This is a genomic window from Chryseobacterium formosum, assembly GCF_026460885.1.
GTDB classification, from domain to species: Bacteria; Bacteroidota; Bacteroidia; order Flavobacteriales; family Weeksellaceae; genus Chryseobacterium; species Chryseobacterium formosus.
In genome coordinates this window covers 147,079-161,126 of sequence record NZ_JAOVZW010000013.1, presented here as the reverse complement: position 1 = coordinate 161,126, position 14,048 = coordinate 147,079, and the positions used below count along the sequence as shown (strand labels likewise).

The 14,048-nt window shown below is 32.0% G+C and carries 12 protein-coding genes; 5 read left to right on the top strand and 7 right to left on the bottom strand.

Translation table 11 applies throughout. The features are described 5' to 3' along the window. Positions 1–3: 3 nt before the first annotated feature. Both OF897_RS11270 and OF897_RS11265 read right to left on the bottom strand, forming a co-directional pair. Positions 4–1,134, bottom strand: a complete 1,131-nt coding sequence (locus OF897_RS11270) for an 8-amino-7-oxononanoate synthase (protein WP_267265785.1) — start codon at positions 1,132–1,134, stop codon at positions 4–6. A 42-nt stretch (positions 1,135–1,176) separates the two neighbouring features. Beyond that, complete coding sequence (locus OF897_RS11265) at positions 1,177–1,695, bottom strand: DUF1761 domain-containing protein (protein ID WP_323809047.1); 519 nt, start codon at positions 1,693–1,695, stop codon at positions 1,177–1,179. Between the two features lie 115 nt (positions 1,696–1,810). Here OF897_RS11265 and OF897_RS11260 point away from each other — a divergent pair, with 115 nt between their 5' ends. Then, positions 1,811–3,709, top strand: a complete 1,899-nt coding sequence (locus OF897_RS11260) for an ABC-F family ATP-binding cassette domain-containing protein (RefSeq protein ID WP_267265784.1) — start codon at positions 1,811–1,813, stop codon at positions 3,707–3,709. A gap of 58 nt (positions 3,710–3,767) precedes the next feature. Here OF897_RS11260 and OF897_RS11255 read toward each other — a convergent pair whose 3' ends face one another. Together OF897_RS11255 and OF897_RS11250 are read right to left on the bottom strand one after the other, a co-directional pair. Next, positions 3,768–3,926, bottom strand: coding sequence for a hypothetical protein (locus OF897_RS11255; RefSeq protein WP_267265783.1), 159 nt, complete (start codon positions 3,924–3,926; stop codon positions 3,768–3,770). A gap of 51 nt (positions 3,927–3,977) precedes the next feature. Beyond that, positions 3,978–5,036 carry a Gfo/Idh/MocA family oxidoreductase gene (locus OF897_RS11250; RefSeq protein ID WP_267265782.1) on the bottom strand — a complete coding sequence of 353 codons (1,059 nt, stop codon included), beginning with the start codon at positions 5,034–5,036 and terminating at the stop codon, positions 3,978–3,980. A gap of 156 nt (positions 5,037–5,192) precedes the next feature. Between OF897_RS11250 and OF897_RS11245 the strand changes: the two genes are divergently transcribed. From OF897_RS11245 to OF897_RS11235, 3 genes are all read left to right on the top strand, one after another. Next, positions 5,193–7,451, top strand: a complete 2,259-nt coding sequence (locus OF897_RS11245) for a TonB-dependent siderophore receptor (protein ID WP_267265781.1) — start codon at positions 5,193–5,195, stop codon at positions 7,449–7,451. Between the two features lie 97 nt (positions 7,452–7,548). Continuing rightward, positions 7,549–8,064 carry a hypothetical protein gene (locus OF897_RS11240; RefSeq protein WP_267265780.1) on the top strand — a complete coding sequence of 172 codons (516 nt, stop codon included), beginning with the start codon at positions 7,549–7,551 and terminating at the stop codon, positions 8,062–8,064. A 159-nt stretch (positions 8,065–8,223) separates the two neighbouring features. Further along, positions 8,224–8,814: a hypothetical protein gene (locus tag OF897_RS11235; RefSeq protein ID WP_267265779.1), complete on the top strand. Its 591-nt coding sequence runs from the start codon at positions 8,224–8,226 to the stop codon at positions 8,812–8,814. A gap of 100 nt (positions 8,815–8,914) precedes the next feature. Here the strand turns inward: OF897_RS11235 and OF897_RS11230 are convergent, their stop codons facing one another. After that, positions 8,915–9,550: a peroxiredoxin gene (locus tag OF897_RS11230; RefSeq protein ID WP_267265778.1), complete on the bottom strand. Its 636-nt coding sequence runs from the start codon at positions 9,548–9,550 to the stop codon at positions 8,915–8,917. A 92-nt stretch (positions 9,551–9,642) separates the two neighbouring features. Between OF897_RS11230 and OF897_RS11225 the strand changes: the two genes are divergently transcribed. After that, positions 9,643–10,533 (top strand): mechanosensitive ion channel family protein, encoded by an 891-nt coding sequence (locus OF897_RS11225; RefSeq protein ID WP_267265777.1) that lies wholly within the window; start codon positions 9,643–9,645, stop codon positions 10,531–10,533. 35 nt (positions 10,534–10,568) lie between these two features. Here the strand turns inward: OF897_RS11225 and OF897_RS11220 are convergent, their stop codons facing one another. Then, positions 10,569–11,309: a hypothetical protein gene (locus tag OF897_RS11220; RefSeq protein ID WP_267265776.1), complete on the bottom strand. Its 741-nt coding sequence runs from the start codon at positions 11,307–11,309 to the stop codon at positions 10,569–10,571. Between the two features lie 103 nt (positions 11,310–11,412). Next, a complete protein-coding gene (locus OF897_RS11215; protein ID WP_267265775.1) occupies positions 11,413–13,947 on the bottom strand; it encodes a phosphoenolpyruvate carboxylase in 2,535 nt (844 codons plus the stop codon). Positions 13,948–14,048: the final 101 nt, after the last annotated feature.

Genomic DNA, 14,048 nt, shown 5'->3' with positions numbered 1-14,048 from the left:
AATTTATTTAAAAGGTTTTCTTTGAATCCACTCCACTTTTGGATTTAAGGATGTAAAAATCTTCTCTATAAAAGGATTGATTGCTTTATTGTTATGTTTGATTAAACCAAAAATCTCAACAGGTTCCGCACCAATTGTCGACTTTATTTCTAAAGCTGTTCTTCCAAAAATAATTCGCTTAAATTGATTGGAAATTCCAAATTCAGTCATATCAAAAAGCATATTCAGATAAATTTGTTTTTCTTTCTGAATATCTTTGTCATAACCTAAAAAGTAAGTATCAATATCCTGATTATTAATAATTAAAGTATAAAAACCAATCACTTTTTCGTCTAAAAAATATCCGAAAACTTTAAAATTTTCATGAAGATTTTCTTTCATACTTTCAAAATGATGGTCTGTAAGAAAAAAAGTATTGAAAGGAGCGTTTTCAGCAACATTTTGATATAAAATATTCATTTCTTTCTGATACTTTCTTAGAGTAGCTAAATCAAACTCAGTTTTCTGAATTCCTTCCAGTTTTTTCTTTGCAGATTTTAGTCTAGCTCTGTACTTTTTAGAAAAATCATCAGCATAATTTTCAAAAGTCTTCCATTCCGGTTTTATATTTAAAATCATATTCGGCTGAACTGAAAATCTAAAAAATGATTTAAATTTTTCTTCTTCAAAATTCTTTAAAAATGATCTCTGATAATCTTTAAAAATGATCAAAGAAGATTTCCCGAATTTATTCTGTAATGTTTTTGAAGCTTCATTTAATAAAGAAATTGATTTTTCTGCGGAAACTTTTGAAATATCAAAGTAAAAACCGTTTTGTCCGGTCAACATATTATTTCCCAAAATCATTACATCTTTGGTGAATTTTTTGGCTAAAAAATTTCTTACACTACACAAAACTTCATCTTTCTGAAAAGTCTTATGCTCGATGAAGCTCAGATATTGAAACAAAGCTCCGCCAATTAGATTTCCATCTGAAAAAAATCCAATAAAGAAACATTTCATATTAGTCGGTTTTGAATCTTCCAGAACACGAAAATATTCTTCAGACAACATAATATTCTGTTGCCCGATTATGAGATTCCAATGAGTTGGAAGCTCTTTTACGGAACTGAAAATTTGAAAAGTATAAGACATAAAAAAGGCCACAAATGTAGCCTTAAAATTTATATTTTGAAATTATTTTTGAGTCACCCAATTGAAACCGTCCATTGCATACCAACCGCAAATAATTCCGCCCATTATTGTTATGGTAATCGTCCAAAATCCGGTGTTTATGAAAACGTATTTCCAAGATTTTCTTTCGAACATTGCGTTGATAGCAATTAAAGGAAAAACAAATAAAATTCCTGTCATAAAAGAATGTAATGCACCGTGACCAAACGAACGATACGCCATTCCGTAATCACGCATGAAAGCTGTGTATGAGGGTTTTGCTAATTTTTCGTCACCTCCAATCATTCCCACTGCGCCAAACTGATGAATCGTCACAAACTGAAGAAACATCCCGATCAAAATTGATAAAATAATTGACAAAATAAAGACCACGCCCATATTTGCGCTTTTCATTTTCTCCTGTGTCAATCCTGATTCTCTCATCCAGACATTCCCGAAAAGCTTAGGATTATACCAGACAAACCCCATAACCAAAGGAACTAAAGCGGCAAAAAGTATTGCCAGAAAATTAATTTGCACCATAGTTTTTATAATTAGTTTAGTGTTTCAAATCTACATTAAAAAATCATATCACCATATATTTAAGCAGTTAAAGCTTTAATATTTCGTACTTTTGCACCACAAAATTTAGATATTCATGAATTACGTTGCTGCTGAGAATCTTACAAAGTCTTACGGAATAAAAACTCTTTTCAAAAACATCAATTTCAATATTAATGAGGGCGACAAAATTGCCATCGTTGCCAAAAATGGAAGCGGAAAGTCTACTCTTCTTAAAATTTTGATGGGAAAAGAAATTGCAGACAGCGGAACTGTAGTTATTAATAAAGACATTCAGGTAGTTTTGTTTGATCAGGAGATTGATTTTGAGTCTGATCTCACGATTGACGAATTTATGATGACTTTAGATTCTGCACCGATTTTGGCTTTAAAAAAATATCATCACGCTTTGCTATCAGGAAATCCTGATGAAATGGAAACGGCATTAGCTGAAATGGAAATTCACAAAGCTTGGGATCTTGAAAACGAGATGACTCAGATTCTTTCTCAGCTGAAAATTACAGATTTGACTGCCAAAATGGGAATGCTTTCCGGTGGACAAATTAAACGTGTTGCTTTGGCAAAACTTTTAACGGAAACCAGAGCTGAACATCGTCATACTTTATTAATTATGGATGAGCCAACCAACCACCTTGATGTGGAAATGGTAGAATGGCTTGAAAATTATTTAAATAAAGCAAAAATCACTCTTCTTTTAGTAACTCACGACCGTTATTTTCTTGATGCAGTTTGTGGAATTATCTGGGAAATGGAAGATCAGAATTTATATTTCCACAACGGAGCTTATGCAACTTATCTTGAAAATAAGATGATTCGTGAGGATAACATGAATTCTACGATTGATAAAGCGCAAAATCTTTACAGAAAGGAATTGGAGTGGATGCGAAGACAGCCGAAAGCAAGAACTACAAAGTCAAAATCCAGACAGGACGACTTCTATGAAACAGAAAAAGTTGCCAAAACCGATACCCGTAAAGAAAAATTAGAACTTGATTTTGAGATGAAAAGATTAGGAAATAAAATTCTTGAGCTTAAAGACATTTCTAAAAGTTACGGGGATAAATTATTACTAAAAGATTTCAGTTATTCTTTTCAAAGAGGTGAGAAAGTAGGAATTGTAGGCAAAAATGGTGCTGGAAAATCTACTTTATTAAATATCATTCAGGGATTTGAACCGAAAGATTCAGGAGAAATTGAAACTGGAGAAACCATCAAATTCGGTTATTTTTCTCAGAAAGGTCTTAAATATAAAGAAGAAGAACGTGTCATTGATTTTATTAAAGATATTTCAGAAAACTTCCCTTTGGCAAACGGAAGAACGATTACAGCATCGCAGTTTTTGAGATTATTCTTATTTGATGACCAAACACAGTATTCACCAATTTCTAAACTTTCGGGTGGTGAAAAAAGAAGATTGCATCTAATGTACATCTTATATCAAAATCCAAACTTTTTGATTTTTGATGAGCCTACGAATGACCTTGACCTTCCTACTTTGACGGTTTTGGAAAATTTCCTTTTGAATTTCCAGGGAAGTTTAATTATCGTTTCCCACGACAGATATTTTATGGACAGAATTGTTGACCATATTTTAGCGTTTGAAGGTGAAGGAAAAATAAAAGATTTTATCGGAAACTTCTCAGAGTACAGAGAAAATTTAAAGTTGGAAACTGACAATCAGAAGCAGGAAGATAAAAAACCTAAGCCTGTTGTTGAGCAAAAAGTTGAAGCAAAAGTTGAAGCACCTGTTGCAAAATCTCAGGCTCCGAAAAAGAAACTTTCTTTTAAAGAACAACGCGAACTGGAAACGATTGAAAAAGAAATTCCTGAATTTGAAGCAAAAAGAGCAGCAATTTTGGAACAGCTGAATAATGAAGCTGATTACGAGAAAATATCAAAACTTTCTGCAGAACTGGAAAATCTTTCTGAAAAGCTTGAAAACCATGAAATGAGGTGGCTTGAGCTTCAGGATTAAGATAAATTAAAGATGAAGAGCTGTTCAGAAATTGAGCAGCTCTTTTTTATATTGAAGATTATCTTTTCTTAAACATTGTAAAAATACTGTAAAAAAGAAATGCCATTCCTAATAAAAGGAAGCCATATCTTAAAAATTTGTTGTCATCTACTAAACTAATTCCGATAACGACAAACAAAAGACCAATTACCGTAAAACTTGAACTTCTTTTTTTCATAAGTTAATTTTATAATAGGTAGTCTGCTAATCAATATTTGTTACAAATATTCTAATTTAAATCTAAAACCTTTCCTTTTTTTGAACTTTCCAAAGCGGCTTCTATAATTTTCATGTTTTGAATTACCTCATTTCCAAGTGAAGGCAAAGCATATCCGAAGACAATATGTTCGTAGATTTGCTGGTAATAATTCATATAATTCCCAGGCTCAGTTGAAGTTAAAACTCTTTCTGTTTCTAAATTTTCATTAAAATAATTTAAAATTCCATCAGTATCTTTTAAGGGTTCAGTCCAGTCTTTTCCATAAGTAGGAATTGCTCCTGCTGTTAATTCATTCTCTTGATTATCTGTTCTTTCTTGTAAAAAACTTCCTTTATTACCATGAATTTTATATGCAAAATGATCTTCTTTCGTAAAAACCGAAGATTTTAGTCTTACTCGCAAATCATTTTTATAATATAAAAGAATTTCAAAATAATCATTAGCATAATCTGCTCCTTTCATCGAAAAAACATCAGCAAAAAGTTTTTCCGGAAAACCAAAAAACTGTGTTGCCTGATCTACTAAATGCGAACCTAAATCATGAATTGCTCCTGAACCATTTAATTCATGATTTTCTTTATGCTCTTTTGAACTCGGCTCAGTTCTGAATCTGTCAAAACGGATTTCCACTTCTCTTACATTTCCCAGTTTTCCTTCGGCCAAAACTTTTTGAACCTGTAAATAATCACGATCAAATCTTCTGTTTTGATAAACACTTAAAAAAAGATTTTTACTTTCAGCTAAATTCACCAACTCTTCAGCTTCAGAAACACTTACAGTAAAAGGTTTTTCAACAATTACATTTTTGCCTGCCTCCAAAGCCATTTTTACGTATTCAAAATGAGTCTGAACAGGAGTATTTACCACAACAACATCAATATCTGCATTTTGAAGCATTTCATCTACAGAACGATAAATAGTTGCGTCAGGATATTTGTCTTTCGATTCCTCTTTTGAACGTTCAACAATCGCCGACATAAAAAAACCGGGATGTTCTTTTAAAAATGGAGCATGAAAAACTTTTCCGCTCATTCCAAACGCACACAGACCTACTTTTACCAATTGCATAAAGATTTATTTTAGACAAAGATATTTAAATTTTAGCATAAGATTATTTTAGACTAAGAAACAGTATATGATATGATAAAGATCAGAAATTTATTTTTAATTATTCTAAACAAGAATCATACATTTGCCATTATTTAAAATAGCTCTAAATAACCAATGAAAAGACAAATTACGACTTTAGGATTTTTAGTAATATCCGCAACAATTAGCGCTCAGCTTAAGAATACAGAAAGTGATACACTGAGAATTACAACTATAGAAGATGTAAATCTACATAAATCTGGAAATCCAAATAAAGCAACTTCCATGACTACAAAGTCGAATTTGACGATCATGGAAACTCCGCAACCTGTTGCAATCGTTACTCACGAAATTATCGAACAGCAACAATCCAGACAGCTTAGTGATGTTTTACAAAACGTAAACGGAATGTATGTAACATCATCAAGAGGAAATTCTCAGGATAGTTTTGGAGGCCGTGGTTTTATTCTTGGTAACGATAATATGTTTAAAAACGGATCAAGAATCAACAGCGGTATTTTCCCTGAAGTGAGCGGTTTGGAAAGAGTTGAAGTATTAAAAGGAGCAAATGCAATGCTTTATGGAAATACTGCTGCAGGTGGTGTTATTAATATGATTACTAAAAAACCTAAATTTAATTTTGGTGGAAGTATCGGTTTGAATGCAGGAAGCTGGAATTCTTACAAACCTACGGTTGATATTTACGGACCTTTAAGTAAAAATATAGCATTCAGAGTAAATGGTGCATACGAGTACGCTGAAAGTTTCAGAGATGTTGTACAGTCTGAAAAATACTATTTCAATCCTTCTTTTGTTTTTAATTTAAGCCCAAAATCACAGTTAATTGTTGAAGCTGATTATCTTAAAAACAATTTTACTCCAGATTTTGGGATTGGCGCCATTGAAAATAAAGACAAAAGCTATTCTTTGAATACAGGATTGGGAAGAAATGTATTTTTAGGAACAGATTGGCAGTATCAAGACGTTGAGCAAGTTTCTACAAATGCAACGTTCAATCATCAGTTTAATAATAATTGGTCTTTAAATTCTACAGTTTCTTATCAGAATTATACTAAAGATTATTTTTCTACAGAAAGAGTTCAATGGGGTTATGCAACAGCAAGTCCTAATAAACTTTCATGGAACAGACCTTTAAACAGAACGTATAACGAGCAAAACTATACTTCTGCACAGGTAAATCTAAACGGAGAATTCAATACAGGAAGTATAAATCACAAAGTTTTAATCGGTACTGATGCAGATTATGGGGTAAGTGACTCTTACACTTATTATAACCCAACAAATAATAAAAACTACGGCACGAGTTATATTTACGGAACAAACGGCGGTTCAGATCTTTTGTATTTAGATAATCCATCAACTTGGATAGGTGGAAGCATGCCTGAATCTCAGAGATTGGAAAAAACCCGTGTCAATACAAGAAGAATCGGAGTTTACGCTCAGGATTTCGTAAGTCTTACCAAAGAATTTAAAGTTATTGCAGGTCTGCGTTGGTCATACATCGAAAATATGCCGACTTTGAACACTAAATTTAAAACCAATTTAAAAAGTGAGATTAACAATTCTGCCACTTCAGATCAGGCAATATCTCCAAAAGTTGGTTTAGTATATAATCCGAACGATAACCTTTCTATATTTGCAACATATACCAATTCTTTTGTAGCAAATACAGGATTAGATGTATCTACCTTAAATTCTCTGAAACCTTCAATGGTAGATCAATATGAAGTAGGTGCAAAGAAAAACTTATGGAATAATGCTGTTGCTGTAAATCTTTCTCTTTATCAGATTTCTTATAGAGATTTTTATCAGGCATTTATTGATCCTGCAACAGGGATAGCAACTACAGATCCGAGAAATCTAAAAGAATTTGTTGGAAAGATGAGAAGCCGAGGTGTAGAATTAGACATTACAGGAAACCCTACAACCAATTTATCAATCATAGGAGGTATTTCTTACAACAATTCAGTGTATTTGGACACGCCTGAAAAAGTAGGTTACGTAGAAAATCAGAGATTGGTAAGAACACCTGCTACAACAGCTAACTTATCTTTATTTTACACTTTTACTCAAGGATTTAAAGGCTTAAAAATTGGAGCATCCGCATATTACATCGGTGACAGATTGGCAGGTTGGAATGATACAAAGATTGGAGCAAACAGTTTAGCAGCCAGAAATGGAGTAAGCAGAGCTTTCGAACTTAAAGATTATACAACAGTTTCTTTATCTGCAGGTTATGAATGGAAAAAATTCATGATTCAGGCAAAAGTGGGTAATTTATTTGATGTAGAGAATTACAATGTTCACGAGAATTACTCTGTAAATCCTATTACCCCAAGAAATTATTATTTCACATTAACGTACAGACTGTAAAATTCAAAATTTTATAATAATAAAAATTTCTATAATCAAAGTGGAAGTTGCATTTTTGCAGCTTCCACTTTTGAAATAAAAAAAACAACCAATACATATGGATAAGATTAAAGATACAAGAAGTTTTATGAGAATTACCCACCGTTATCTGGGATATTTCATGGCGGGAATTATGGTCATCTATGCACTCAGCGGAATACTTCTTATCTACAGAGATACAGATTTTCTAAAGCAGGAAAAAAAATATGAAAAAACAATTGCCAAAGAACTTGATGACAAAGCAATTGAAAAAGAACTAAAACTAAAAAACTTTGAGATTACCAAAAAAGAAGGAACAGTAAGTTATTTCAAAGAAGGAACATACAATTCTGCGACAGGAGAAGCAAAATATTCAAAAATGGAACTTCCGTTGGTTTTAGATAAAATGGCAAAACTTCACAAAGCAAAATCAGCGGATACTTTATCACCTTTAAATGCATTTTTTGGAGTATGCCTTTTCTTTTTTGTAATATCAAGTTTTTGGATGTTTAATCCTAAAAGTAAACCTTTCAAAAGAGGTATTAAATTTACTGTTGCAGGACTAGTTTTGGCAATAATTCTAATTTTTATATAATTCTAAAACTTGACAAAAATCAGCTTAATTAAAGGTTTATAGTTTCTTTTTATGTTTATTTTAACAGAAAAAAAATGGTTTTAATAAAATGATGTGGCACATTTATTGATTTTATCGTTTTATCAAAATAACAAACATTAATTATTAAAATTATAAATTATGAAAAAGTTAATTTTTACAGGTATATTAGCAATCGCTGGTTTGAGTACATCTGCAAATGCACAAATTCAAGAAGGAAACTGGATGGTTGGTAGTAGTATTTTGTCCAGTAATTTTGGTTTAAATACAGGTGGAGGTTACAGCATCGGACTACAGCCAAAAGCTGCTTACTTTGTAGCAGATAATGTTGCAGTAGGTGGATATGTAAACTTGGGAATCAGCAAAGTAACTAACGGTAGCCCTACAAGATTTGACTATGGTGTAGGTGCTTTAGGACGTTATTTCTTATCACCGGGAGAAAAAGGGGTTGACAATTTATTAAATCACGGTAGATGGTTCTTCGAAGGTAACTTAGGAGTAGGAGGTTCTAATGTTGAAAATGGTAATTCTACAACAGGTTTAGACTTCGGAGTTGGTCCTGGTTATTCTTACTTCATTACTCCAAACATTGGTGTTGAAGGTTTAGTAAAATATCAAGGTCAATCAGGATTTGGTAACGAAGGATTGAACTCAAACATTACATTTAATGTTGGTTTCAGTATTTATTTACCAACTTCTAAAGCAAAATCAATTGCTAACGATATGAAATAATTAAAAATTTCAAACAACATACAAAAGCGGCTCAGAAAATTTTCTGAGCCGCTTTTTCAATTAAAACTAAACTATATATAATAAATAAAAAAATCTAAGCCTATTTATTGGGTTGTGGTGTATATCTTAAGTACGGTTTTACTTCGGTAACACCTTTCGGGAAAATATTTTTGGCATCTTCCGTAGAAATTGCAGGTGGAATAATCACATCATCACCATCATTCCAATTTACAGGAGTTGCAATTTTGTGAGAATCTACCAATTGTAGTGAATCTAAAACTCTATTAATCTCATTAAAATTTCTTCCTGTAGAAGCAGGATATGTAATAATCAATCTTACTTTTTTCTCAGGATCAATAATTAACAATGAACGAACTGTCGCAGTTACGGAAGCATTTGGATGAATAAAATCATACAACTCAGAAACTTTTCTGTCTTTATCTGCAATAATTGGAAACTTTACTTCTGTGTTTTGAGTTTCATTAATATCTTCAATCCATTTTTTGTGATCTTCTACTCCATCTACACTTAATGCGATTACTTTGGTATTCTTTTTCTCAAAATCTGATTGCAATTTTGAAGTAAATCCCAATTCTGTCGTACAAACCGGAGTGAAATCTGCAGGATGTGAAAACAAAATTCCCCATGAATTTCCTAAATATTCATAAAAATCAATATTTCCTACTGATGAATCTGACTGAAAATTCGGTGCGGTATCTCCTAGTTTGATTGACATAATATTTTGTTTTATTAGTCTACAAATTTAATAGACTTTTTGTAACTGGCAAAATTTTTGCTAAAAAATATTTTTAAATTTTAAAGATTATTATGGATTATGGCTTAGGTTACATCGATACCGTTTACAAAGTACTGCAAAACTGGTATATTACATTTGCAAAACTCACTCCCAAACTCGTTGTGGGAGTTCTTGTTTTTATGTTTTTTTTATTTACCAGTAAATATCTGAGTAAACTTGCCGTAAAAATCATGCATAAAGTCTTTCCTAATACAAAAAAAGAAGGCTCAGTAATAACCATTATCGGTATTTTCAGATTCCTTATCATGATGATGGGAAGTTTTATTGCCCTTGAAATCATGGGATTCAGTGGTTTTCTGTGGAAATTCATTGGTAGTTTAGGAGTTGCCGGTGTGATTGCAGGGGTTGCACTGAAAGATTTAGTTTCGAGTATTTTCTCAGGAATGCTGATTGGTATTGACAAAGCTTTTAAAGTTGGAGATTATATTACGATTGGAAACCACTCAGGAACCGTTCAGGATATTGGTTTTTTAACGACAAAACTGATTACGGATGACGGAAAGAAAGCCTACATTCCGAATCAGGTAATTTTTAACGCTCCGTTCTACAATATTACAGCATCACCACAGAGAAGAATTATTTTAGATTTTGAAATTCCTGCCGATGAAGATATAAGCAAAGCACAACAGGGAATTTTAGATGTTATTAAAAATTTAGAAAATATAGATAAACTTGAAACCGCTGAAGTTAATTTCACCAGTTTAAAACAGGGGATTTTCAATCTTCAGGCAAAATTTTGGATTGCAGTTGGTTCAAATATGCTTCACATTAAAAGTGAAGCTTTAGAAAAAATAAAAAAACGACTTGATGCAGATGGGATTCCTTTGGTAACTCCGACAAGTATAACTTTAGTAAATCAATCTACTCATGAGGAAAATTTAAATAATAACACTCAATTATAAAATAGAAAACCTTCCAGATTTGGAAGGTTTTCTATTTATAATAAGTCATCAAAATCTTTAATCTCTGATAATTTTGTAAGTTTCTTTGATTCAATTTTTGTCCAAGTTTCTTCAAAAACTTCATCCGCATCGGGATCGCTTTTATTAATATTATCTTTGATTTGTTTTTTACCTGTAAGATAATTAATACTCGTCATACTATTTACAATTGGACCATGATTATCGCTAGAATCGTATCCGATCAAATAAAAATCTGAATTCCTGTATTGAAAAGTATATGTCCAATATCCATATCTTCCATGGGCGTAATGCACAAATAATTTTCCTTTCTCAACAGACACATCCAATTCCGGGGCATAATAAACTCCACCTTCTTCATTTTCAGATGAGAAACAGGTGTCGTTTTTCAAAGCCAGATAATATTGATTTCCTTTTTTGAAAAGAATAATCAATCCTCTTCGGTTACGGTCTAATTCTCCACGATATTCATCATTTACAAACTTGCTTTTATCCGTTCCTTTGATCATTAAAACACAGTCAGTAATTCCATCATTATTCAGATCGCCCTCTGTTTTTTCAAAAAGTTTAAAGCCTTTTGGCACAAAATCTTGGGGTTTATTGGCTATTTCATTATCAACAACTGAAACATTTTTAATTGTATCATTCGTTTGTACTTTATCTTGTTGCTGAGTTATATTTATCTCTTCTGATTTTTTACAGCTTTGCTGAAAGCTAAGTAAAAATACAATAATGACTAAAAAAGTTACTTTTTTCATTGTAATTTGATTTATAATACAATAATAATTAATTTCTTATACCTAAAAAATAAACGTACCAGAAAATCTGATACGTTTAATTCTATTTTAACTTAAAACTTCTTTATGCTGAATTTCTACTTGCATTAATATTTCCAAATAAAGAACGTGTAACAAGCTTTTCATAAGCTTCTTTATTCCCTTCTCCTTTCTGAATTTTCATTAAAGCATATTGCTGAATGCTCAATAACGGAAGTACAATCTTCTCACGAATTTTCACCGATTTTCTTGAAAGCGGATCTTCCTGTTGAAGTAATTTAAATCCGGTCAATTCCAACATAATATCTTTTGAAAGATTGTACTCTGAGAATAATACATTCCAAAACTCTCCAAATTTCGAATTGTTTTTAATATAGTACGTTAATGGAAAATAAGACTTGTTCATACTCATCATTGAGTTTAAAACTAAAGTTTTAAAGAAATCTGAACCTTTATACAAATCGATAACTTCATCAAATCTACCCTGCTCTTTCATCTGTTGCATCGCAAAACCAAATCCGAAAAATCCTGGAACATTTTGTTTCAGTTGTGACCAAGAACCTACAAAAGGAATTGCTCTTAAGTCTTCAAATTTCAGCTCACTGTCTCCTCCACGTTTTGAAGGGCGACTTCCAATATTGGTTTTACCGTAATATTCCAACGTACTCATTTCTTGCAAGTACGGAACGAACATCGGATGTGCTTTTAAATCTGAATATTTTTTATAACTAATATCCGCCAATTCGATAATTAAAGCTCTTTCTTTTTCCGTTAAATCTTTTTTAGAATTTTTGAAAACGTCATTTTCAACTCCAGCTGTCAAAAGCTGCTCAAAATTATATTTTGCCTGTTCTTTATTCCCAAAAATACTTGTAATCGTTTGTCCTTGAATTGTTAATTCAATCTTGTTATTCGCAATAGTTTTTCCTTGAGAAGCGTAGAAATCGTGAGTTTTTCCACCACCTCTTGCTGGTGGCCCTCCTCTTCCGTCAAAGAAAATTACTTTAATTCCGTTTTCTTCAGAAAGTTTGGTCAAAACTTCTTTTGCTTTATATATTTCCCAGTTTGCTTTAAGATAACCGCCATCTTTTGTTCCGTCTGAGAAACCAAGCATAATCGTCTGTTGATTTCCTCGTCTTTCCAAATGTTTCTGATAAACAGGATTTTTGTACAATTCATTCATCACATTTTCAGCGTTGGCAAGACCTTCCATCGTTTCAAAAAGCGGAACAATATCCATATTTATTTCTTCATCCTGATAACCTGAAATTTTGAAAAATGCATACACATTCATCACATCTTTCACCGCATCAGAATTTGAAATAATGTAGCGATTCATTCCACGAAGTCCATTTGCCTGCTGAATTTCTTTGATTTGTGCAACGTTTATTAAAGTATCGGCAACAATTTCATCATAAGATTCAGTATCTATTTTCTCTGAAATTTCAATCAGTTTATTGAATTTTTCAGTGTAATTGGCATCAATATCTCCAAAAAGCTTTGAAAAAACATCATCAATCACTTTCTGATGAATTCTGCTGTCTTGTCTAATATCTAGAGTCGCAAAGTGAGTTCCGAAGATTTTCACACGATCTCTGAAATTCTGAAGCAAATCTAAAAACAAAGAATTGTGTTGACTCACCAATATTTTTTCAACATCATTTAATCTCGTTAAAATATCTTCAGTCGTAATTTTTTCATTTCTAAAAATAGCGCTGTACAATTCATTGCTTAATTGAGTTAAAATTTCAGAAACGCCTCTGAAACTCAATCTTCTTCTTACATCTTTTAAATTTCCGTAATAAGATTTTAAAATCGCGGTACGAAGTTCTTCTGAAACTCTTTTCGTAACCGGAGCTGTAACAAATGGATTTCCATCGCGATCTCCTCCAGGCCAAAAACCAAGCTGAATAATATCTTCATGAAGATTAAAATGTCCGTTATCAAAAGTTTTTCTGATTTTCGTAAACAATTCTCCGATCGTATCATAATAAACATAACGCAAGTAATGAATGATACTCAATGCTTCATCAACCGGAGTTGGTTTTTCTTTATTTACAAAAGGAGTTTTTCCTAATTGTTGCAAAAGTGTATCAATATTCGTGATTGAATCATCAGTAATCGCTTTTCGCAAATCATGAATAATCCTTTGAACTGAACTTGGGTAAAATTGCGTCGGGTGCGCCGTAAATACAACTTTCACCGTGAAATCTTTTAGTTTTTCACGTACTTTTTCCAGTTTATGATCGTGAAAAGATCTTTCATAAAGATTGGTAACGGTTCCGCTGTCACTTTCAGAATGTAATCCGGGAAAAGCTGCATCTTCAATACTATCAAACAAAACTACCTGTCTTTCAATGTACTGAATGATTTTAAAAAGCAATTCTAATTTCTGTTCTTCGGTTTCTAAATCGGTGTGGTTTTTAAAAAATTCCTCAACAATTACTTCCGGAGTTTTTCCTTCATCATACCCTATTTTACTTTCTTCACAAAGAAATGGAAGCAACATTCCAATATTAGTCATTTTATCATAAGGCAGGCTCATAAACAATGAATTGTAGATTTGGAACTTATTTTCCACAATCTGCCTGAATTTTTCTGCGCGCTGGTCGTGTATCATATAACAAATGTAAAGGATTTTAAATTTAATTGCGAGTAATTCGTTTTAAAAAAGTGTGAAATTTTTAAATATTTCTAAAGAGAATCTCTCCAAATAGTGTT